17 protein-coding genes are annotated in these 21,827 nt (G+C 69.8%); 9 read left to right on the top strand and 8 right to left on the bottom strand.

The annotated features are described in order from the left end of the window. Window positions 1-212 precede the first annotated feature (212 nt). Genes DMP23_RS44965 through DMP23_RS44955 form a run of 3 tightly spaced genes read left to right on the top strand, consistent with a single transcriptional unit; the run spans window position 213 to window position 2,166 of the window. Complete coding sequence (locus tag DMP23_RS44965; protein WP_134662227.1) at window positions 213-806, top strand: glycerol-3-phosphate responsive antiterminator; 594 nt, start codon at window positions 213-215, stop codon at window positions 804-806. Then, on the top strand, window positions 803-1,087 hold the full coding sequence (locus tag DMP23_RS44960; protein WP_337824881.1) for a putative quinol monooxygenase: 285 nt from the start codon (window positions 803-805) through the stop codon (window positions 1,085-1,087). Before DMP23_RS44965 ends, DMP23_RS44960 begins: the two co-directional genes overlap by 4 nt. Beyond that, the gene (locus tag DMP23_RS44955) at window positions 1,087-2,166 is read left to right on the top strand and encodes a zinc-binding dehydrogenase (protein ID WP_337825130.1); all 1,080 of its coding nucleotides are present in this window, start codon (window positions 1,087-1,089) and stop codon (window positions 2,164-2,166) included. Before DMP23_RS44960 ends, DMP23_RS44955 begins: the two co-directional genes overlap by 1 nt. 18 nt (window positions 2,167-2,184) lie before the next feature. On the opposite strand, the gene DMP23_RS44950 is transcribed toward DMP23_RS44955, so the two are convergent. Continuing rightward, on the bottom strand, window positions 2,185-2,748 hold the full coding sequence (locus tag DMP23_RS44950; protein WP_337824880.1) for a YbhB/YbcL family Raf kinase inhibitor-like protein: 564 nt from the start codon (window positions 2,746-2,748) through the stop codon (window positions 2,185-2,187). A gap of 144 nt (window positions 2,749-2,892) precedes the next feature. On the opposite strand from DMP23_RS44950, the gene DMP23_RS44945 reads away from it, so the two are divergent. Together DMP23_RS44945 and DMP23_RS44940 are read left to right on the top strand one after the other, a co-directional pair. Continuing rightward, the gene (locus tag DMP23_RS44945; RefSeq protein WP_337824879.1) at window positions 2,893-3,849 is read left to right on the top strand and encodes a phosphotransferase family protein; all 957 of its coding nucleotides are present in this window, start codon (window positions 2,893-2,895) and stop codon (window positions 3,847-3,849) included. A 118-nt stretch (window positions 3,850-3,967) separates the two neighbouring features. Beyond that, window positions 3,968-5,017: an FUSC family protein gene (locus DMP23_RS44940; protein WP_337824878.1), complete on the top strand. Its 1,050-nt coding sequence runs from the start codon at window positions 3,968-3,970 to the stop codon at window positions 5,015-5,017. On the opposite strand, the gene DMP23_RS44935 is transcribed toward DMP23_RS44940, so the two are convergent. Continuing rightward, window positions 4,995-7,265, bottom strand: coding sequence for an FdhF/YdeP family oxidoreductase (locus DMP23_RS44935; RefSeq protein ID WP_337824877.1), 2,271 nt, complete (start codon window positions 7,263-7,265; stop codon window positions 4,995-4,997). The two genes, DMP23_RS44940 and DMP23_RS44935, sit on opposite strands and share 23 nt — an antisense overlap. A 212-nt stretch (window positions 7,266-7,477) precedes the next feature. Between DMP23_RS44935 and DMP23_RS44930 the strand changes: the two genes are divergently transcribed. From DMP23_RS44930 to DMP23_RS44920, 3 genes are read left to right on the top strand one after another with little or no spacing between them, the layout of a single operon-like run. Further along, on the top strand, window positions 7,478-8,695 hold the full coding sequence (locus tag DMP23_RS44930; RefSeq protein WP_337824876.1) for a PucR family transcriptional regulator: 1,218 nt from the start codon (window positions 7,478-7,480) through the stop codon (window positions 8,693-8,695). Between the two features lie 2 nt (window positions 8,696-8,697). Then, window positions 8,698-8,880 carry a hypothetical protein gene (locus DMP23_RS44925; RefSeq protein WP_037812919.1) on the top strand — a complete coding sequence of 61 codons (183 nt, stop codon included), beginning with the start codon at window positions 8,698-8,700 and terminating at the stop codon, window positions 8,878-8,880. After that, entirely contained in the window at window positions 8,877-9,344 is a 468-nt protein-coding gene (locus DMP23_RS44920) for a CBS domain-containing protein (protein WP_337824875.1), read from the top strand. Before DMP23_RS44925 ends, DMP23_RS44920 begins: the two co-directional genes overlap by 4 nt. On the opposite strand, the gene DMP23_RS44915 is transcribed toward DMP23_RS44920, so the two are convergent. The 6 genes from DMP23_RS44915 to DMP23_RS44890 form a co-directional block, all read right to left on the bottom strand. After that, window positions 9,325-11,676, bottom strand: coding sequence for an alpha-L-fucosidase (locus tag DMP23_RS44915; protein WP_337824874.1), 2,352 nt, complete (start codon window positions 11,674-11,676; stop codon window positions 9,325-9,327). The two genes, DMP23_RS44920 and DMP23_RS44915, sit on opposite strands and share 20 nt — an antisense overlap. 202 nt (window positions 11,677-11,878) lie before the next feature. Continuing rightward, complete coding sequence (locus DMP23_RS44910) at window positions 11,879-13,465, bottom strand: glycoside hydrolase family 13 protein (RefSeq protein ID WP_337824873.1); 1,587 nt, start codon at window positions 13,463-13,465, stop codon at window positions 11,879-11,881. Window positions 13,466-13,513: 48 nt separating this feature from the next. Continuing rightward, the gene (locus tag DMP23_RS44905) at window positions 13,514-14,383 is read right to left on the bottom strand and encodes a carbohydrate ABC transporter permease (protein ID WP_037812911.1); all 870 of its coding nucleotides are present in this window, start codon (window positions 14,381-14,383) and stop codon (window positions 13,514-13,516) included. Continuing rightward, the gene (locus tag DMP23_RS44900; protein ID WP_337824872.1) at window positions 14,380-15,354 is read right to left on the bottom strand and encodes a carbohydrate ABC transporter permease; all 975 of its coding nucleotides are present in this window, start codon (window positions 15,352-15,354) and stop codon (window positions 14,380-14,382) included. Before DMP23_RS44900 ends, DMP23_RS44905 begins: the two co-directional genes overlap by 4 nt. Then, window positions 15,332-16,711 (bottom strand): ABC transporter substrate-binding protein, encoded by a 1,380-nt coding sequence (locus tag DMP23_RS44895; RefSeq protein ID WP_337824871.1) that lies wholly within the window; start codon window positions 16,709-16,711, stop codon window positions 15,332-15,334. The genes DMP23_RS44900 and DMP23_RS44895 overlap by 23 nt, the downstream gene beginning before the upstream one ends. A 110-nt stretch (window positions 16,712-16,821) precedes the next feature. After that, window positions 16,822-17,829, bottom strand: coding sequence for a LacI family DNA-binding transcriptional regulator (locus DMP23_RS44890; protein ID WP_037812904.1), 1,008 nt, complete (start codon window positions 17,827-17,829; stop codon window positions 16,822-16,824). Between the two features lie 356 nt (window positions 17,830-18,185). Here DMP23_RS44890 and DMP23_RS44885 point away from each other — a divergent pair, with 356 nt between their 5' ends. Further along, window positions 18,186-21,770 carry a discoidin domain-containing protein gene (locus tag DMP23_RS44885; protein WP_337824870.1) on the top strand — a complete coding sequence of 1,195 codons (3,585 nt, stop codon included), beginning with the start codon at window positions 18,186-18,188 and terminating at the stop codon, window positions 21,768-21,770. Window positions 21,771-21,827 lie beyond the last annotated feature (57 nt).

The raw sequence follows: 21,827 nt of genomic DNA, 5'->3' as shown, positions 1-21,827 counted from the left end.
GAAGGACTCCTTGCGGGAACTCCCTCAAGGAGTCCTTCACGGACAGCGGCGGGAGTCCAGCGGGTCCCGCGAGCTGACCGGCCGCGGCTGGCGGGGCTGCGCCGGTCCGTGAGGGCCACCCTCACGGAACCAGATTCCTTCAGGGTTCCCCTCACGGACCTTCGAGGCGGCGGGGACGGGGGAGCGGCAGCGGGCATGAAACGGTGGAGGCCATGAACGAGAAGATCACGGCGGCGTTCGAGGACGTCCCGGTGTGCGCGTCGGTCGTCGGCGTCGCGAAGGTGCCGGATTTCGTGGCCGCGGCGTCCCGGGTCGGGATCCTGGCGTCGGTTCCGGTCGGGCAGCTGCCGAAGATCGTGGCGGCGCTCGCCGGGCGGGACAAGCTCGTGTTCGTCAACATCGATTCGTGCCCCGGGCTCGCCACCGACCGCGCGGGCGTGGACTTCCTCCAGGAGATCGGGGCGGCCGGGGTGGTCAGCACCCGGGTCGCGCCGATCGAACGGGCGCGGGCGCTGTCGATGCTGACCATGCACAAGGTGTTCGTCACCGACCGCTCGAACCTGAACCGGAGCCTGGAGGCGGTCAAGCGCAGCGGGCCCGACCTGGTGGAGCTGATGCCCGCCCCGATCATCCCGTGGATGTCCGAGTCCGCGAGGGAGGTCATGTCGCCGTTCGTCGCGGCCGGTTTCGTCACCGACCGCGACGGGGTGGCGCATTCGTTGGCGATGGGCGCGGCGGCTGCCGCGTCCTCCGATCCGGGGCTGTGGTCGCTGACCCGGTCCCGGCTGCGTACAGGAGAAGAATGAGTTTCGTAGTGGTGGCCCGGTATACGACCGCGGAACGGGACCGGGTCGTCGACCTGCTCGGCCCGATGGCGGAGGCGTCGCGGCGCGAGCCCGGGTGCCTGCGGTACACCGTCCACACGGGAATCGAGGACGGCGTCGTGGTGATCGTCGAGGAGTACGACAGCGAGGCTGACTTCACCGCGCACTGCGCGTCGGAGCACTTCACCCGGATCGTGCTCGGCGAGGTCGTGCCGCTGCTGTCCGACCGGCAAGTCACCCGCTGCGTCCCGGTCGGCGCGTGATGGAGGTCCGCGGCGCGGTCCTGCGCGAGGTCGGGAAACCGCTGGAGATCGAGACGCTGACGCTGGCCCCGCCCGGTCCCGGCGAACTGCTGGTGCGGGTGCGCGCGGCCGGGCTGTGCCATTCGGACCTGTCGGTCATCGACGGGTCGAGGCCGCGTCCGGTGCCGATGGTGCTCGGCCACGAGGCCGCCGGCGAGGTCGTCGAAGCGGGGCCGGGCAGCGACTTCCGGCCCGGCGAACACGTAGTCCTGACCTTCGTGCCCTCCTGCGGCGACTGCGCCCCGTGCACGGCCGGCCGCCCCGCGCTGTGCGGTCCGGCCGCGGCGGCCAACCGCGAGGGCACGCTGCTCGGCGGGGACGTCCGATGGTCGTCGCCGGCCGGGAACCCGTTGCACCACCTCGGGGTTTCGGCGTTCGCCTCGCACGTGGTCGTGTCCGACCGGTCGGCGGTGCGGATCGACCAGGCGCTGCCCTTCGACATCGCGGCATTGTTCGGCTGCGCGGTGCTGACCGGCGCCGGAGCGGTGTTCAACGCGGCGGACGTGCGTCCCGGCGACAGCGTGGCCGTGTTCGGTCTCGGCGGGGTCGGCCTCTCCGCGCTGCTCGCCGCGAAGGCCGCGGGTGCCAGCACGCTGCTCGCGATCGATCCGGTCGCGAGCAAGCGGGAACTGGCGCGTTCGCTGGGCGCCACGGTGCTGAGTGACGTCGCGGAGATCCGCGAGCGGACCGGTGGCGGGGTGGATCACGCCGTCGACACCACCGGCGTGGTCGCCGCGCTGAGCCAAGCTTACGACGCGACCCGGCCCGGCGGGACGACCGTCACCGTGGGCCTGCCGGACCCGTCCGCCGGACTGACCTTGCCCGCGCAAAGCCTGGTAGCCGAGGAGAAAACCCTGCGGGGGAGCTACCTGGGTTCGTGCGTGCCGCGGCGGGATGTGCCCCGGTTCATCGCGCTGTACCAGGCGGGATTGCTGCCGGTGGAGGCGTTGCTGACGCATTCGATCGCGCTGGACGAGATCAACGCCGGGTTCGCCCGGCTGCGGGACGGGGGCGCGGTCCGTCAGGTGATCACTTTCTGAACCGCGCCCCCTGCTCCGCTACGAGTTGCCGCGCAGCGAAGCGGTCGCGATGGTCGCCGCGTCGATGGCGGTCTCGGCGGCCTGGGTGGACGAGTTGGCGTCGAGCTCGGTGAGCGATTCCTTGTTCAGCGCGTGCACGGCCCACTCGTAGGTGTGGTTCGTCGTGCACGGCCCCTGGTATCCGAAGAAGTTCGCGCTGCCGCGGTAGTAGGCCTGCCGTGACCCGGCAGGAACCGAGGGCTGGTACGCGTGGTCGACGTTCTGCGGCAGCTCGGCGACGGTCGCCGGGATGTCGTAGATGACCCAGTGGATGATGCCGTTGTCGAGGTCGTGCATGACGATCGCGTAGCTCTTCGCCTGCTCCGGCGCCCCGGACCAGGCCAGCGGCGGCGACTCGTCCTTCTTCTCGGGGTCGCCGTCGCCGCTGCTGGCGCAGTCGTGGACCTTGGGAATCATCCCGCCGTCGGCGAAGGCGGTGCTGGAGAGCGCGAAAGCGGCGCGCCCCGGACTCGCCGACGCGGCGGCGGGGCTCGCGGCGCAGAGGACGAGCAGGGCGAAGAGAACGATTCTGGTGCGTCTCACTGGAAGCTCCCGAGGCGGCTGGTGGTCTCTTGTCCTTTCGTGGGAAGAGTGTGCGCCGCAATCGGCGAGGACCGGCACGCCAGCGGCAGGGAGTACCACGTTTCCCGCCAAGAGTGACATGCGGCGCGGGGGTAGGGTGCGAAAGTGAGCGAACCCCGGGGGAGGCTCGGCCGTCACGACCTGGCCGAGGTGGCGCGCGCGGCGTTCGGCGCCCGCGAATTGGTGTCGGCGGAACGATTGCGCGGCGGTTCGAAGAAGGGCGTCTACCGGCTGACGCTCGACGACCGCACGACCAGCGTCGCCTACGTCTGGAGCGCCGACGAGGACTACTGGCCGGACGCGGCATCGCCCGACCACAGCGATCCCTTCGGGCACAGCACCGGCATCGGGTTGTTCGAGGCCGCGCACGCCGCGCTGTCCGGGGCTGGCGTCCGGGTGCCGCGGGTCGTCCTGCTCGACCGCAGCAAAACCCTCCTCGCCGGTGACGTCGCGGTGGTCGAGGACGTGCGCGGCGGCACGCTGGAAACCCTCGGGGACCGGCCGCGCGTGCTGGCCCGCCTCGGCGACGCGGTCCGGTCCCTGCACCGCACCCGGCGTGCTCACTACGGCCGTCCGGGTGCCGATAAGCCGGGCTTGCCGGTGCAAGACGTTGTGCTGCGCCGCGCATTGGATCACCTCGCCCAGGCCGCCGCCCGGGTGCCGGAGATCGCGGCCGTCGAACACCTCCTCGCCTCGCTGCTCGGGGAACGGCACGCAGCAGTGGAGCCACGCACCGAGTACGGGTTGATCCACGGCGAACTGGGCCCTGACCATGTCCTCGTCGACGAGCACGACCAGCCGGTGCTCATCGACATCGAGGGCGCGATGTTCTTCGACGTCGAATGGGAACACGTTTTCCTGGAATTGCGCTTCGGTGAAAACTATCGCTATTTCCATGCTGCGAGCCTGGATGACCGCCGAATGCGGTTCTATCGCCTCGCGATGTATTTGTCCCTCGTCGCGGGCCCATTGCGGTTGCTCGACGGCGACTTCCCGCACCGGGAAGCGATGCTGGACATCGTGGACCAGAACGTCGTCCGCACTCTCGGCCAGCTTGGCTGACGGCGCAGACATTGTTGTGGCGCCCCACAATCTGGCCTTCTCCCGCCCTTCGCGCAGGTATCGTAAGACAACCGGCCGATCCCGGTGACTTCCCGTCAGACGATCAAGCGGAGGACAGGTGCCGGTGGCGACCGCGGCCGCAGCCGCGCGCTCGTTCGACGGCGGCGAATGGTGGCATGCCGGCCGGGTCGCGGCCGGGCTGCTGATTCCTGGGCTGGCGCTGCTCGCGGCGGGCCGTCCGGACTTGATCATTTTCGCCGCGTTCGGTTCGTTCGCCGGGATGTACGGCCGCGCCGAATCGCGCGCACTCCGCTTCCGGCACCAGCTCCAGGCGGGTGCGGTGCTCCTGAGCGGCGTCTCACTGGGTGTGCTGCTGTCCGCCTGTCACGCGCCGCCTTGGCTGCTGGTCGTCACCGAGGCCACGTTCTCGTTCGGCTGCGCACTGGTGACGAATCGCCTGGACTTGAGCCCGCGCGGACCGTTCTTCGGCATCTTCGCGCTCGGTGCGATCGCGTTGGTGCCCGCCGGGCGGGTCGAACCGTGGGTCGGAATCGCCTTGTGTGCGGGCACAATCGCTGGTTGTGTCCTCATTGGACTGACCGGTCCGGAACGCCCGCCCACGCCGGGGACGCCCACGTGCGCCCCGGAATGCGGTGCCGCCTGTGCGGTCGTGCACGCCGCCCGGTACGCGCTGGCGATCGCCGCCGCGGGCGCGGTCGGTCTGCTGCTCGGCGTGGATCACGCGAACTGGGCGATGGCCTCGGCGGCGGTCCCGCTGGCAGCGGCGGATCCGCGCAGCCGGTTGCATCCCGGCCTGCGCAGCGTGCTGGACCGCAGCGCGCACCGGGTTGTCGGGACGCTCGCCGGACTGGTCGTCACGGCCTTGCTGCTCTTGCCGGGATTCGCGGCCGCGCCGCTGGCGTTGGCGGTGGTCGTGCTGCTGTTCCCGACGGAGCTGTTCATGTCCCGGCATTACGGGATCGCGCTGGGGTTCTTCACGCCGCTGATCCTGGTGATGACGGAACTGGCCGCCCCCGCCGCCCCCGCGACGCTGCTGACGGCGCGGGTGGCGGACACCCTGGTAGGCGTGGCGGCGGGCATCGGGGCGGCGGTGCTGGTCCGCGCCCCGTGCCGGACCGCGGCGCTCAGGCGGAGCGTTCGACCGTAACCTTGAGATGCTTCATCAGCGGCTGATCGCTCTGCGTGCTGTAATCACCAATGGCGCACAACACGTTCATCTCCGGCATATACCCCGCCGCACACCCGCGCGGGATGTCGTACGGGATCGCCCGATAGCGCTGCACCGAACGTGTCGTCCCGTCCTTCGCCGTGGCCGTGATGTCCACCTCGTCGAACTCGCTCAACCCCCGGTCCCGCATGTCCTCGGCGTTCAAAAACACCAGCGTGCGGAGGTTCTTGATGCCCCGGTACCGGTCGTCGTCCGAATAAATCGTCGTGTTCCACTGGTCGTGCGAGCGCATCGTGCCCAGCGCCAGCGTCCCGGCGGCGGGGACCACGTCCGGCAACTCCGCGGTGGAGAACTCGGCCCGTTCGGACGGCGTGTGGAAGACCCGTTCGCGCGCGGCCTGGTGGATGCGGAAGCCCAGAGGCTGCCGGACCCGCGTGTTGAAGTCCTCGAAACCGTCCAGCACCCGCGCCATCGTGTCGCGGATCCGGTCGTAGTCGCCGACGTAATCATCCCACGGCGTCGGGCTTTCCGGCAGCGTCGCGCTCGCCATCCCGGCGATGATCGCGGGTTCGGACAGCAGGTGCGGCGAGGCGGGCTTCTTCATGCCGGTGGACAGGTGGACCATGCTCATCGCGTCCTCGACGGAAGTCGACTGCAGCCCGGCCGTCTGGAAGTCCTTTTCGGTCCGGCCGAGGCAGGGCAGGATCAGCGCCTGCTTGCCGTGTTCGAGGTGGCTGCGGTTGAGTTTGGTGCTGACCTGCACGGTCAGTTCGCACTTGCGCAGCCCGGCCGCGGTGTAGGGCGTGTCGGGCGCGGCGAGGGCGAAGTTGCCGCCCATGCCGACGAATACGCGCACGTCGCCGCGGTGCATCGCTTCGATCGTGCCGACCGTGTCGAGCCCGTGGTGGCGCGGCGGGTCGATGCCGCAGACCTCGGCGAGCTTGTCGAGGAACTCCGGCGCCGGGCGGTGGTCGATGCCGCAGGTGCGGTTGCCCTGCACGTTGCTGTGCCCGCGCACCGGCGACGGACCGGTCCCGGGGCGGCCGATGTTTCCGCGCAGCAGCAACAGATTCACGATCTCGCGGACGGTGTCCACCCCGTGTTCGTGCTGGGTCACGCCGAGGCACCAGCTGATGACCGACCGGCCGGCGTCGCGGTAGATCTTCGCCGCCGCGCGGATTTCGGACTCGGCCAGCCCGGACTGCCGCTCCAGTTCGGCCCAGGACGTGGTTTCGCAGACGACCCGGTACTTCTCGACGCCGCTGGTGTAGGTCTCCAGGAACTCCGAGTCGATCGCCCCGGGATCGGTTTCCGCCATCTCCAGCAGGGCTTTCGCCATGCCGCGGATGAACGCCAGGTCGCCGCCGATGCGCGGCTGGAGGTTGAGCGTGGACGTCGGGGTCGCCTGGAAGGTCGCCATCCGGACGAAGTCGTGCGGGATGATCGTGCGCGTGGCCCCGGCCTCGACCAGCGGGTTGACGTGCACGATCTGCGCGCCGCGCCGGTGCGCTTCGGCGAGCGCGGTGAGCATCCGGGGCGCGTTCGACGCCGCGTTCACGCCCATGATGAACAGCGCGTCGGCGGCTTCCCAGTCGTGGATGTCCGCGGTGCCCTTGCCGGTGCCGAGGGCGGCCTGCAGCGCGCGGCCGCTCGCCTCGTGGCACATGTTCGAGCAGTCCGGCAGGTTGTTCGTGCCGAACTCCCGCGCCCACAGCTGGTACAGGAAAGTCGCCTCGTTGCCGAGCCGTCCGGAGGTGTAGAACGCGGCCTGGTCAGGGGAGTCGAGGCCGCGCAGCGTCGCGCCGACCAGCTCGAACGCCTTGGCCCACGAGATCGGCACGTACCGGTCGGTATTCTCGTCGTAGCGCAGCGGTTCGGTGAGCCTGCCCTGCGCCTCGAGCGCGGTGTCGCTCCAGCCGTCCAGTTCGGACACGGTGTGCGCGGCGAAGAATTCCGCGCCGACGCGTTTCCGCGTCATCTCCCAGGTGACGTGCTTGATCCCGTTTTCGCAAATGTCGAGATGCAGGCCCTTGGTGTCGTCCGGCCACGCGCAGCCCGGGCAGTCGAAGCCGCCGTTCTCGTGGTTCATCTTCACGATCGCGCGCGGTCCGGCGACGAGTTCCCGTTCCCGGACGAGGAACTGCGTCACGCTTTTCGCCGCGCCCCAGCCCGCGGCCGGGTGGTGGTATGGCTTGAACTCCGGCTGACCCTCGCGCTGCTCGTCCACCGTAACCCTCTCGACCGCGTCTGTGCTTCCCTGTCGATTCAAGCACGACGGCCCGCTCCGGGCATCCGGGCGGGGAATGCGAACAGGCTTATTGTGGAGCGCGACAAACATTTCTGTGCCGGTCCACAAAATGCGCGGGAAAACGGAGAACGTTTCCCCGGGAGGGAAATCCGCGTGGGCGGCCGCTCCGGGACGCGGGTACGATCCCGGACGTGGCCGACCGGGAGGAAAACGCTGTGCGGACCGCCGCCCTGACCGAGCTCGTCGCCTGGGCCGACGAACGGCTGCCCCGGCTGATCGACGACGTCTGCGCGGCGAGCTGCGAGCGGATCGGGATGTACCGGGACGAGAACATCGTCCCGCGCGCCGACCTGCACCGCTCGATCGCGGTGAACCTCCGGTTCATGGTCGACGCGCTCAGCGGCGGCGAGGCCCCGGACCAGCGCGCGCCGAAGGAGACCGGCCGCCGCCGGGCGCACCAGGGCGCGCCGCTGCCCGAGGTGCTGCAGGTGTACCGGATCGCCTGCGCGATGCTGTGGGACCTGCTCGTGGGCCGCGCCCGCGAAACCGGGAGCACCGACGTGCTGATCGACGTCGCGAGCCTGTTGTGGCAGGTCACCGACGAGCACGCGGTCCGCGTCACCGAGGCGTACCGGGCGGCGAGCGCGGAACTGCTGGTCGCGCAGCAGCGGCGGCGGTCCGCGCTGGCCGAGGCGCTGCTGACCGGCGCGCGCGGCTCCGATTCCGGGCCGTGGGAGGCGGGACGGCTGCTCGGCCTGTCGCTGGACGGCAAGCTGACCGTGGTCGCCGCCGAGACGCGCGGGCTGGCCGAAGAAAGCCTGGTCGGCGTCGAGCGGCGGCTCGGCCAGCTCGGCATCGTGTCGGCGTGGCATCTGTCGCCGACGCTGCAGGCCGGCGTGGTTTCGCTGCGCGAGGAGCAGTACGACACGATGCTCGGCCTGCTTCGGGAGCTGGCGCTGGCCCGCACCGGTGTCAGCCCGCTGTTCCGCTCGCTGACCGAAACCCCGCGCGCGGTCCACCTGGCGCGCACGGCGCTGTCCGGCATCCCGCCCGAACGGGGCGAGGTCCGCGCGTTCGACCCGAGCCCGCTGGCCGCGTTCGTCGCCTACGACCCGGACGAGGGCCGCCGGCTGGGGGAGCAGGTCTTCGGGGCGGTGCTGGAACTTCCCGCCGAGGAACGCGACGTGCTGCTGGAGACGCTGGACGCGTACTTCGCGCACGGCGGCTCCTCCGAACGCGCCGGGCAGGTGCTGCACTGCCACGCCAATACCGTCCGGTACCGGTTGCGCCGGATCCGGGAACTGACCGACCGGACGCTGACCGATCCGCGGGACCTGGCCGAGCTGGTCACGGCGATGCAGGCGCTGCGGGTCGATTCGGTGCGCTCGATCGATTCTCTTGGGAGCTGACGATGTCTGAAGAGTGGTACTACAACACCCGCACGAACGAGGTCGAGCGCGGCCGCCAAGCGCGCGGCGTCGACCGGCTCGGCCCGTACCCGGACGAGGCCACCGCGCGGCGGGCGCTGGAACTGGCGCGCGAACGCACGAAGGCGGAGGACCAGGCTGACGCGGAGTGGAACAACCCGCAGTGACGGAACCGGATTTCCGCGGCGCGTCGACCGTCGGCGAGGCGATGCTCCGGGCGCCGAAGGTGCTCGACGTGTCGGCGACGGTCGACGAGGTGCGCGCGCTCTTCGCGGACGATCACGTGCACGCCGCGCTGGTCGTTTCCGGGGGAACGCTGCTGAGCGTCGTGGAACGGCCGGATCTGGACGGGCAGCCGGACGCGCTTCCGGCGTACCGGGCGGGCCAGTTGACCGGCCGGGTCGTGGCTCCGGAAGCCGACCTGTACGCGACGTGGCTGGGGATGTCGCGGCGCAGGCTGGCGGTGGTGGACGCGAGCGGCCGGTTGCTGGGGCTGCTGTGTCTGAAGCGCAGCGGCCGCGGATTCTGCTCGGACGCCGACGTGGCGGCCCGCGCGCAAGACCGGGAGAGCGGTTGCCGGGGCGGCCCGTCGCGGACCGCCCCGGTCAGTTTCAGCGCCAGTCCACTTTGAACACCCACGCGTGCTTCCCCGCCGCACGCGCCGCCGCCGGAACGTCGATGACCAGCCGGCCGTCGCTCTGACTCCAGTGCAGCGGACCGCCGTAGCCGAGCATGCTCACGCGGTCGCCGCGGCGGATCGGGACCGGGGCGTCGACCACGAGCTGCGAGCCGGGCGCGACGAGCGACATGACATAGAACGCCGAACCGGGCCGCACGGTGAACCGCAGGTCGGCGAGTTGCGCCATGCGTGACCAGTACGTGGTGCCGTAGATCGCTTCCCCGTTGGTGCGCAGCCAGGCTCCGGTCTCGCGCATCCGCTGCTGCATCACCGCCGGGATGGTGCCGTCGTAATCGGGGCCGATGTCCAGCAGGAAGTTGCCGTTCTTCGACACCACATCGACCAGCGTGTGCACCACGTCGTCGGTGGTCATGTACTTGTCGTCCGGCGTCGCGCGGTTGTAGCCGTAGGAGAACGGGTCCAGACCCCGGCTCGACTCCCAGTTGGCGACGGCGGTGTTCGGGTACGTCGTGTACTCCGGCGTGGTGAAGTCGTGGTCCGGGATGCCGCCGCGGTCGTTGTACGTGACGTCCTTGGGGCGACGCCGGTTCTTGGCCCGGTTGAAGTATTCGGTGAGCACTTCGCGGCTGTCGTTCACGCCGCCGATGTCGAACCACAGGACATCCGGGTCGAAGCCGGAGATCAGCTCCAGCACCTGCGGCGCCTGGAGGTCCTTCACGAAATCGCGTCCGGCGGTGTACCCGGTGTAGGGCAGCGGCGCGCCGGTGTACGGATTGCGCGGCGCGTGGCCCATCCACGGGTTGTCCGGGTTGAACCATTCCGGCAGCGAGAAATACAGGCCGTTGCGCAGGCCCGGCGTGTACTTGCGCGAGGCGGCGAACAGGTCGGCGACGAGGTCGCGGCGCGGGCCTAGCTTCTTGGCGTTGCGGCCGCTGACTTTGGTGTCCCACAAGGCAAAACCGTCGTGATGCTTGGACGTGAGCACGTAGTACTGCGCGCCCGCGTCTTCGATCAGATGCACCCACGAACGCGGATCGAACCGGGCGGCGGTGAACTTCGGGATGAAATCGTCGTAGACGAAGGATTCGCCGTACGTCTTCGCGTGATAGGCGTAGGTCGCTCCGTGGGGATCTTGCTGGTTGTTCCAGTACCACTCGGCGTACTGCTGCCCGACCGGAGCCCACGCGGGCACCGAGTACACGCCCCAGTGGATGAAGATGCCGAATTTGGCGTCGCAGAACCAATACGGCGCGCGGTGCGCGGACAGCGACGCGTCGGTCGGCCGGAAATCCGGGATGCCGAGCGGCACCGGCAGGGTCCGGGTGGCGATCGTCGACCGGTCGGCGAGCACCCGGATCCGGCCGGTCGCCGGAGTCCCCGCGGGCAGGCCGCGGTCGGCGGTGAGGCCGAGCCGCACCGTGGTCTGTTCGCCGGGCGCGAGGCGGGGGATCGGCGCGGGCGTGCGCACCCGGCCGCCCGGGACGTCGAGCGTGACGGTGATCCGGTCGCGTGTTTCGAGCCAGACGGTGCCGGTGTTGACGATCGTCGCCTCGACCGCCTGCGGACCGCCGTCCTGCAGCAGGTTCGCGGTCGCCCGGGCGTCGAGGACCGTCGCCGAACGGCCTTGCGCGATCGGCTGCAGCGTCAAGGCGAACACGTGCAGGCTCGCCACGTTCACCGCCGGTGCGGCGGTCTTGGGCAGAGTCAGCGCGACCGCCTCGCGCGCCGGGTCGATCCACACCTGCGCGGTGCTGATCGACACCGGGTTCTGGTCGGTGACGCCGCCCGGGCCGTAGCGGAAGGCCGAGACGACGGCGCCGCCGGAGCCCCACCAGTCGGAGCCGGACAGGGTGGCGGTGCTGGTGCTGCCGTCGGCGTAGTGGACGGTCGCGTCGCCTCCGGTGCTGCCGTAACTGCACGCGACGAGGAACGCGGCGCCGTAATACCGGCCTTTCGGCAGGTCGATGCGCTGGCCGAGCGCGATGACGTTGTTCTTCGCCCCGGCCGCCGCCGAGCCGAGCAGATACGGCACGCCGCCCGCGGTGACCGTGCTGCCCGCCGGGATCTGCTCCGCCGGGAAGGTGTAGCCGGAGCCGTCGAAGTTCCCGTCGTGCGCGCTCGCGGAGTCGATGCCGTCGTTGTCGAACCACGTGTCGAGCGGGACCGGCACCGGCGGGGGCGGCGGCACGACCGGCGCGCCCGCCCCGTCCGTCACCACCGGCTGCGCCGGCCCGCCCGCCGCTGCCGCGGTGCTCGGCAGTCCGAGCAGCACCGCGCCGCCGAGTGCCATGCCGAGTGCGTGCCGACGAGGATAGGTCGTCATGGAACCTCCACAGTGAAGTCCAGTGGTCCGATGCCTAGCGCGGAATTTCTCGATCATCCGGGGAATCAGGGCAAGCGAGTGGCCGATACATCTGATGAATCATCGTCGGCGCGCACTGGGGTGCTGTCAAGGAGATCCCGCTCAGCGGAGCACCGCGAAAAGCCGACCACCGCAGCGGTGATCGGCTTTTCGCGAGCGAGGGTCAGGAGCGCAGCCAGACCGCCGTGTCCGTCGGCAGTTCGGCGGTCACCGGGTCGCTGGCCAGCAGGATTTCCGCGTGCGGCGGCAGCGGGACCGGGGCGCCGGAGAAGTTGAGGACGAACGTGAATCCCGGTCCCCGGCGGAAAGCCAGCACGCCGTCACCGAGCGAAAGCCACTCGAGCTCTCCGCTGAGATTCGCGCGCAGCCGCAGTCCGGCGCGGTACAGGCTGAGCATCGACGCCGGGTCGCCCGCTTGCGCTTCCGCTGTGTACGCCTGCCATTCCGCGGGTTGCGGCAGCCACGCGCCGCCGGGGCCGAAGCTGAACGGCGGCGCGTCGCCGGACCACGGCAGCGGCACCCGGCAGCCGTCCCGGCCGGGGTCGGCGCCGTTCGTGCGCGTCCACACCGGGTCCTGCCGCAGTTCGGCGGGAATGTCCTCGACCTCCCACAGCCCCAGCTCTTCGCCCTGGTAGACGTACATCCCGCCGGGCAGCGCCATGGTCAGCAACGCCGCCGCGCGGGCGCGCCGGGTGCCCAGCACCAGGTCCACCGAACTGCCGTGCAGCCGGTCCGCGAACGAAAACCCGGTGTCGCCCGCGCGCCCGTACCGCGTGACGTGCCGGGTGACGTCGTGGTTCGACAGCACCCAGGCGGGCGGCGCGCCGACGGCGTCGTGCGCTTCCAGCGTCCGCTCGATGACCTCCCGGAAGCGCGCGGAGTCCCACGGGCAGACCAGGAAATCGAAGTTGAACGCCGAATGCAGCTCGTCGCGGCGCAGGTACCGCGCGGTGCGGGACATGTCCGGCAGCCACATCTCGCCGACCAGCACGCGCTCGCCCGGGTAGCTGTCGGCGATCTTGCGCCACGACCGGTAGATCTCGTGCAGCCCCTCCTGATCGGAGAACGGCGTCTCGTCGCCCGCCTCGACGTCCGGCAGCCGCGCGTCCTTCACCAGCCCGTCGGCGACGTCGATGCGGAAGCCGTCCGCGCCGCGGTCGAACCAGAACCGCAGGACGTCCTCGAATTCCGCGCGCACGTCCTGGTTGTCCCAGTTGAAATCCGGCTGCCGCGAGCTGTAGAGGTGCAGGTACCACTCGCCGTCCGGCACCCGCGTCCAGGCGGATCCGCCGAAGCGCGACTTCCAGTTGTTCGGCGGCTCGGCGCCGTCCGGGCCGCGGCCCGGACGGAACCAGAACCGTTGCCGCTCAAGCGAACCCGGCCCGGCGGCGAGTGCCTCGCGGAACCAGCGGTGCTCGTCGGAACAATGGTTCGGCACGATGTCGATGATCACCCGCAGGCCGCGTCCGTGCGCCTCGGCGATCAATGCCTCGGCCTCGGCGAGCGAGCCGAAAAGCGGGTCGATGTCGCGGAAATCGGCGACGTCGTAGCCGCCGTCGTCCATCGGCGACGGGTACCACGGGGTGAACCAGAGCGTGTCGACGCCGAGCGCGGCCAGGTGGTCGAGCCGGGCGCGGACGCCGGCGAGATCGCCGATGCCGTCGCCGTTGCCGTCGGCGAAACTGCGGACGTAGATCTGGTAGATCGCCGCGGTGCGCCACCAGCTGTCTTGTCTTCGCGATGCGGTCACGGAAAAACCCTCCTCGTGGTGGGGGAAAGCGAGAGGTGCGGGACGGGCTCAGCCCTTGAGCCCGCCCGCGGTGAGCCCGGACAGGATCTGCCGCTGGAACACCAGGAACAGCGCCACCATCGGCAGGCTGGCGAGCACCATCCCGGCGGTCAGCACGTTGAGCGGCATGTCGATGGCGACCCGTTGCAGCATCACCGAAAGCGTCTGCTTGCCGCTGTCCGGGAACACCAGCAGCGGCCAGATGAAGTCCTTCCACGCGGTGACCACCGCGAGGATCGACACCACGGCCAGGATCGGCCGCGAGATCGGCAGCACGATCCGCCACAGCGTGCGCACCGGTCCGGCGCCGTCGAGCCGCGCGGCCTCGATCAGCTCGTCCGGGATCCGGTCGAAGAACCGTTTCAGCACGTAGACGTTGAACGCGTTCGCGGCGGCGGGCAGCCAGACCGCGGCGGGCGAGTCGATCAGGTTCAGGTGCAGCAGCGGCAGATCGGTGATGGTGACGTAGGTCGGCACCAGCAACGCGGCCGCGGGCAGCATCAGGGTGGCGAGCATGATCCCGAGGACGGCGTTGCCGAACTTCGGCCGCAGCTTCGACAGCGCGAAGGCGGCGGGCACGTCGATGGCCATCTGCGCCAGCCACGCGCCGCCCGCGACGACCAGGGTGTTGAGGAAGTACTTGCCGAGGTTCAGCTGGTCCCAGGCCTCGCCGAAGGTCTCCGGATGCCACTCGTGCGGGACGAGCGTCGCCGGGGTCTGCGCCAGTTCCTGCGGCGTCTTCATCGCCCCGGTCACCGCCCAGTACAGCGGGAACAGGAAGGCGAGCACGAACACCAGGAGCGTGCAGGCGAAAACGACGCCGTAGACCACCTTGCCGCGGCGGCTGCGCAGCGCGCCGGGCGAGACGAGCGTCCTCATGCCTGGTCCGCCTTCCTGGTCAGCCGGACGTACAGCGCCGAGAACACGCCGAGCGCCAGGAACAGCAGCAGGCTCATCGCGCTCGCCGAGCCGAAGTCGTTGTAGACGAAGGCATAGCGGTAGAGCAGCAGGAGCACGGTCACCGTCGAATCGTCCGGGCCGCCGCCGGTCATCACGTACGGTTCGGTGAACACCTGCATGGTCGCGACGATCTGCAGCAGCAGGAGCATCAGCAGGACGAACCGGGTCTGCGGGAACGTCACGTGCCGCAGCCGTTTCCACATCCCGGCCCCGTCGAGTTCCGCGGCCTCGTACAGTTCGCCGGGGATCGTGCCGAGCGCGGCCAGGTAGATCAGCGTGGTGCTGCCCATGTTCGCCCAGGTCGAGACGAACACCAGCGACAGCATCGCGGTGCCGCTCGAATCGAGCCACTGCGGCCCGGACAGGCCGAGCGCGCCGAGCGCGGAGTTGAACAGGCCGGAACCCGGGTCGTAGAACCACTTCCACATCAGCGCGGTCACCACCGGCGGCAGCATCACCGGCAGGTACACCGCGAGCCGGAAGAACGCGCGGGCGTGCCGCATCTCGTTGAGCAGCACCGCGGTCAGGAACGGGACCGCGAACCCGAAAACCAGCGCGAGACCGGTGAACAGCAGCGTGTTCCGCCAGGCGACGCCGAACAGCGGGTCCGCGAACAGCCGGGCGAAGTTGTCGAGCCCGACCCAGGTGGGCGGGTTCACGAAGTCGACCTGCTGGAAGCTCAGCAGCACCCCGCGCACGATCGGGTACCAGGAGAACATCGCGAACACGACCAGCGCGGCGCAGAGCAGGCCGTAGGCGCTGAGGTTCTCCTTGAGCTTGCGGCGCAGCCGGGCCCGGCGCCGCGCGGCGGGGGAGGCGGCCGGTCGCCTGGCCGGCGACGAGGACGTCGCGGGCCAGGCGAGGAGGCTACTTGACCTGGGCGAGGACACTGGTGACCTTCGCCGCGGCGGACGAGAGCTGCTGGTCGATATTCGCGTTCCGATCGGTGAGCACCGCCTGCATCACGCTGTCCAGGATCGCGTAGACCTGCTGTGCGTTCGGCGGTTCGACGCTGCCCTTGATCGTGCCTGTGGAGTCCACATAGGACTGGTAGTTCCGCGCGGGGACGTTGGCGTACTTGGCCTTCAGTGCCAGCTGCTGGTCGCGCACCGCGCCCTGCCAGACGTCGGGAGTCGGCTCGGCCGGGAGCCCGACCGGCTGCTTGCCGTCGACGTACTGCTTGATGTGCTTCTCGAACCGGTCCGGGTTGAGGTACTTCCACTGGATCCACTCGAGACCGGCCTTGATCTTCTCCGGCGACGCCTTCGGGTTGATCATGTAGCCCTCGCCGCCGAGCAGCGTGCCCTTGCCGTCCGGCATCCCGGCGATGCCGTAGTCCTCGTACTTGCCGTTGAACTGCTTGACGAGCACGGGGACGTTGTCCGGGGCGGCCATGTACATGCCGAGCTGGCCCGCGCCCATCATCCGCTGCACGTCCTGGGCTTCCAGTAATTGCTTGCTGCCCATGGAATCGTCGGTCCAGCGCAGGTCGTGGAGCATGGCGAGCGCGGCTTTGCCTTTTTCGTTGTCGAAATCGGCGACCCATTTGCTGCCGTCCTTGCGCGCGACGGAGCCGCCCATCGACGCGAGCCAGCCGGTGAGGTGCCAGCCGCCCTGGTTGTTCTTGCTGTAGTCGGCGTATCCGACGATTCCGTTGCCCAGCGCGGAAATCTTCTTGGCCGCCGCGCGCACCTCGTCCCAGGTCCGCGGCGGCTTGTCCGGGTCGAGCCCGGCCTTCTGGAACAACGGGCGGCTGTAGAGCAGGCCCATCGTGTAATTCATCGTCGGCAGGCCGTAGAGCTTGCCATTCGGGCCGCGGAAATTGTCGAGCAGTTCGGGTTTGAGGTCGTTGATGTGCGGGACTTTCTTGACCGCTTCGGTGATGTCGGCGGCCTGGTGCCGCGCGATGATCTGCGCGGGATCGGTGAAGTAGACGTAGTAGACGTCTTCGAGCTGCCCGCCCGCCAGCTTCGCGCCGAACGTCTTCGGGTCCATGAACCCTTCGTGCGGTTCGATGCGGATATTCGGGTGCGTCGCCTCGAATTCCTTGACGTCGGCGTCGAACACGCCGCGTTCGAACGGCTGGCTTGTCGGCGGCTGGCCGGTGACGGTGATGGTGACCTTGCCCCCGGCGGAGCTCCCCGGATCGCCGCCGCCCCCGCACGCGCTGGCGCCCAGGAGCAGGCCCGCCGCGGCGAGCAGGGCGAACGTCCGGCGGGGAACGGCGGGGGACCAGGGTCTGCTCATCTCAAGCCTCATCTCGCGGGGGAGCACAGCAGGTGATGGCGGTCACCCTAGAGCCGCAGACGACGTCTCCGCAAGAATCAGATGAGAATCTGCAATTTATGGACAGTCGCTCACGCTGTCCGGCGGGCGGTGGACCCGCGCACCACCAGTTCCGGCGCGAACAGCAGCTCCTCCACCGCGACCTCGCCGCCGTTGATGCGTTTCACCAGCAGTTCGACCACCGCCCGGCCCATCGCCTCGATCGGCTGGCGGGTCGTGGTCAGCGGCGGGTCGGTGCAGTTCATGAGCGCCGAGTCGTCGTAGCCGACCACCGAAATGTCGCCCGGCACGGACAGCCCCTGCCGCCGGGCCGCGCGGATCGCGCCCAGCGCCAGCGGATCGCTCGCGCACAGCACCGCCGTGGCGCCGCGCGGGTACAGCCGCGCCGCGGCCGCGTGCCCGCCTTCGATGGAGAACATCCCGTGCTCCACCAGTTCGTCGAGCACCGGGAGCCCGAGTTTCGCGGCGTGCACCCGGAACGCCTCGAGCTTGCGCCGCGACGGCACGTGGTCGCTCGGCCCCAGCACCAGGCCGATCTTTTCGTGGCCGAGCGAGCTCAAGTGCCCGACCGCCTGCTCGACGGCCACCGCGTCGTCGCACGACACCTGCGGCAGCCCGAGGTGGTCGACCGCCGCGTTGATCAGCACTGTCGGCAGCCGGCGTTCCACGAGGTGGTGGTAGTGCGTGTGCGCGGCGTCGGCCTGCGCGTACATCCCGCCGGCGAACACCACGCCGGACACCTGCTGCTGCAGCAGCATCTCGACGTACTCCGCCTCCGACACCCCGCCCGCGGTCCGCGTGCACAGCACCGGCGTGAAGCCCTGCTGCGCCAGCGCGTTGCCCATGACCTCGGCCAATGCCGGGAAAATCGGGTTCTGCAGCTCGGGCAGCACCAGCCCGACGAGCCGGGCCCGCTCGCCGCGCAGCTGCGTCGGCCGCTCGTAGCCCAGCACGTCCAGCGCGGTGAGCACGGCGGCCCGGGTGCTCGCGGACACCCCGGCCTTGCCGTTGAGCACCCGGCTGACCGTGGCTTCGCTGACCCCGACCTGGCGGGCGACTTCGGCAAGACGACGTGTCATGAGTGAAAGTTACCGCAAACCAGCGCAAGTTTCCGACGAGGCGGGCGGTTTGCTTGCTCTCCCGGTGAAACCGCTGGTCGCGCACGCCGCGGATCGACGAACGGCGTTGACTTACCGGCGGCGGTCGGCTGTAATTCTTGAACGAATCAGTGAAAATACCTGACGAGATCCCGGGCAATCGCGCCAGCGTCCTGCCCAGCCTCAACGAAGAGGTGCCATGCCGACTGCTCCGCGCTGTTCTCGTGCGCCCCCGGACCCGGCGCCCCGCCGGTCCGCTCCCTGGTCCCCGCCGTCCCGCGCCACGCGGGGCGCTTCTGCCCGAGTCGTCTCCCTCCTCCTTGGATCAGAGGAACCCCATGAGAACGAAGCGACTGCTCGCGCGCGCCGCGATCGCCGCCCTGTCCCTGCTCCTGACCGCGCCCGCCTGGCCGGCGAGCGCCGCGCCGACCCTCGCCGCCAAGCCAGCTGTCCAGCCCGCCGCCCAAGCCGCCACCGCGACGTACACCGCGAGCAGCCAGCTCCCCGGCTATCCCGTCGCCAACGTGGGCGACGGCAACCAGGCCACCTACTGGGAAAGCGCGAACAATCAGTTCCCCCAATGGATTCAGGCCGATCTCGGCGCCGCGACGAACGTCGCCCAGCTCGTGCTCAAACTCCCCGCGAACTGGGAAGCCCGCACCGAAACCTTCGCGGTGCAGGGCAGCGCGAACGGAGCGAGCTTCAGCGACCTCGTGCCGTCGGCCGGTTACCGGTTCGACCCGGCGACCGGCAACACGGTCACGGTGAACGTCACCGGCAACACGCGCTACGTCCGGCTGAACATCACCGCCAACACCGGCTGGCCCGCCGCGCAATTGTCGGAATTCGAGGTGCACGGCCCGGCGGGCGGCGACACACAGCCGCCGTCCGCGCCCGGCAACCTCGCCTACACCGAACCGGCGAGCGGCCAGATCCGGCTGACCTGGTCGGCGTCCACGGACAACACCGGCGTCACCGGTTATGACGTGTACGCCAACGGCCAGCTCCGCGGCAGCGTCGCGGGGGATGTGCTGACGTACACCGACAATCAGCCCGCCAGCGCGAGCGTCGCGTATTACGTGCGCGCTCGCGACGCGGCGGGCAACCAGTCGGCGAACAGCGCCACGGTGACCCGCAACGGCACCCAGAGCGGCACGAATCTCGCGCTGCACAAGCCGATCACGGCCTCGTCGACCCAGCAGACCTACGTCGCGGCCAACGCGAACGACGACTCGGCGACCACGTACTGGGAGGGCAGCGGGGCGTACCCGAACCTGCTGACCGTCGCGCTCGGCGCGCACGCCGACCTCGACCGGGTCGTCGTGAAGCTCAACCCGGACCCGGCGTGGAGCACACGGACGCAGACAATCGCCGTCGAGGGCCGCGACCAGGGCGCGACGGACTTCACCACGCTGGCGCCCGCGCAGCCGTACACCTTCGACCCGGCGAGCGGCAACCTCGTGACCATCCCGGTCAACGGCCGGGCCAGCGACGTCCGCTTGCGCTTCACCGCCAACTCCGGCGCGGGCGGCGGCCAGGCGGCGGAATTCCAGGTCTTCGGCGTGCCCGCGCCGAACCCGGACCTGACGGTCTCGGCCGTGTCCTGGACGCCGCAGAAACCGGTGGAGACCGACGCGATCACCGCGTCGGCGACCGTCCGCAACGCCGGGACGGCCGCCTCGGGCGCGACCGACGTCAACCTGTACCTGGGCAAGACGAAGGTCGGCACGGCGGCGGTCGGCGCGCTCGCGGCCGGAGCGTCCGCGACGGTGTCGGCGGACATCGGCGCCCGGGACGCGGGCAGTTACGACGTGACCGCGAAGGTCGACGAGGCCAACACCGTCGTCGAGCAGAACGAGGACAACAACTCCTACACCAGTTCGGCGCCGCTGGTCGTCAGCCCGGTGCAGAGTTCCGACCTCGTCGCGGCCACCGCGTGGTCGCCGAACAATCCGGCGGCGGGCAACACGGTGACCTTCACCGCGACCCTGCGCAACCAAGGCACAGTCGCCTCGGCGGACGGCGCCCACGGCGTCACGGTCACGGTCGCCGACCAGAACGGCACGGTCGTCAAGACGTTGAGCGGTACCTCCGCCGGTGTTCTCGCGCCCGGCGACACCGCGTCGGTCAACCTCGGGAACTGGACCGCCGCGAACGGCCGGTACACGGTGAAAACCGTCGTCGCGAACGATGCCAATGAGCTGCCGGCTAAGCAGGGCAACAACACCAGCACCCAATCGCTGTTCGTCGGCCGCGGCGCCAACATGCCGTACGACATGTACGAAGCCGAGGACGGCGTCGTCGCGGGCGGTGCGGCGGTGATCGGTCCGAATCGGACGATCGGCGATCTCGCGGGCGAGGCGTCGGGCCGCAAAGCCGTGACGCTGAACGCGACCGGCTCCTCGGTCGAGTTCACCACGCGCGCGGCGACCAACACGCTCGTCACCCGGTTCTCGATGCCGGACGCCGCGGGCGGCGGCGGGCAGAACTCGACGCTGAACGTCTACGTCGACGGCACGTTCCTCAAGGCCATCGACCTGACCTCGCATTACGCGTGGCTCTACGGCGCCGAAGCCTCGCCGGGCAACTCGCCGGGCGCCGGACCGGCCCGCCACATCTACGACGAGGCCAGCATGCTGCTCGGCACGACGGTCCCCGCCGGGCACAAGATCAAACTGCAGAAGGACGCCGCGAACAGCTCGAACTACGCGATCGACTTCGTGAACTTCGAGCTCGCCACCGCGACCGCGAACCCGGATCCGGCGCACTACGCGGTCCCGGCCGCGTTCAGCCAGCAGGACGTGCAGGCCGCGCTGGACAAGGTCCGCCAGGACCCGAACCTCACCGGCGTCTACCTTCCGGCCGGGCAGTACCCGATGACGAGCAAGGTCACCGTGTACGGCAAGCCGGTCACGGTGCTCGGCGCCGGGCCGTGGTTCACCAGGTTCACCGCGCCGGCCGGGCAGGAGAACACCGACATCGGATTCGACGCGCAGGCCAGCGCGAGCGGGTCGACCTTCAGCGGGTTCTCCGTGTTCGGGAACTACACGTCCCGCATCGACGGCCCGGGCAAGGTCTTCAACTTCACCGGCGTCACCAACATGACCATCGACAACATCTGGGTGGAGCACCAGATGTGCCTGCTCTGGGCGACCAATGTGGACAACTCCACGGTGAAGAACTCCCGCATCCGCGACACGTTCGCCGACGGCGTCAACTTCACCAACGGCAGCACCGGAAACCACGTCACCAACAACGAGGCCCGGTCCACCGGCGACGACAGCTTCGCGTTGTTCGCCGCCACGGACCTCAACCAGGGCAACCAGTACGACAACGTGTTCGAGAACCTGACCGCGCTGCTTCCGTGGCGCGCGGCGGGCATCGCGGTGTACGGCGGGTACAACAACACCTTCCGGAACCTCTACATCGCGGACACGCTGACGTACTCCGGGATCACGCTCAGCTCGCTCGACTTCGGCTACCCGTTCCTCGGGTTCGGCCCGCAGCCGACAACTGTCCAGAACGCCTCGCTCGTCCGCACCGGCGGCCATTTCTGGGGCAAGCAGACGTTCCCGGCGATCTGGATGTTCTCCGCGTCCAAGGAGTTCCGCGGCATCCGGGTGTCCGATGTGGACATCCAGAGCCCGACCTACAGCGGCATCATGTTCCAGACCAAATACGACGGCAGCCAGCCGGAGAACCCGGTCCAGGACACGGTGCTGACGAACGTGTCGATCAGCGGGGCGCACCGCAGCGGCGACGAGTTCGACGCCAAGTCCGGCATCGGGATCTGGGCCAACGAACTGCCCGAACCCGGCCAGGGCCCGGCGGTCGGGTCGGCGACGTTCACCGGGCTCGCGTTGAGCGACAACGACCAGGACATCCGGAACACGACGACCACGTTCACGATCAACCGCAGCTGAGCGCGCGGGTGCCCGCCGGGTCGTCCCGGCGGGCACCCGTCCCTTCTCCCCGTCCCC

It is taken from the genome of Amycolatopsis sp. A1MSW2902 (assembly GCF_017312175.1).
GTDB lineage: Bacteria > Actinomycetota > Actinomycetes > Mycobacteriales > Pseudonocardiaceae > Amycolatopsis > Amycolatopsis nivea.
Note: the sequence above shows the minus strand (reverse complement) of the source record. Positions and strands in the feature narration are given on the sequence as shown.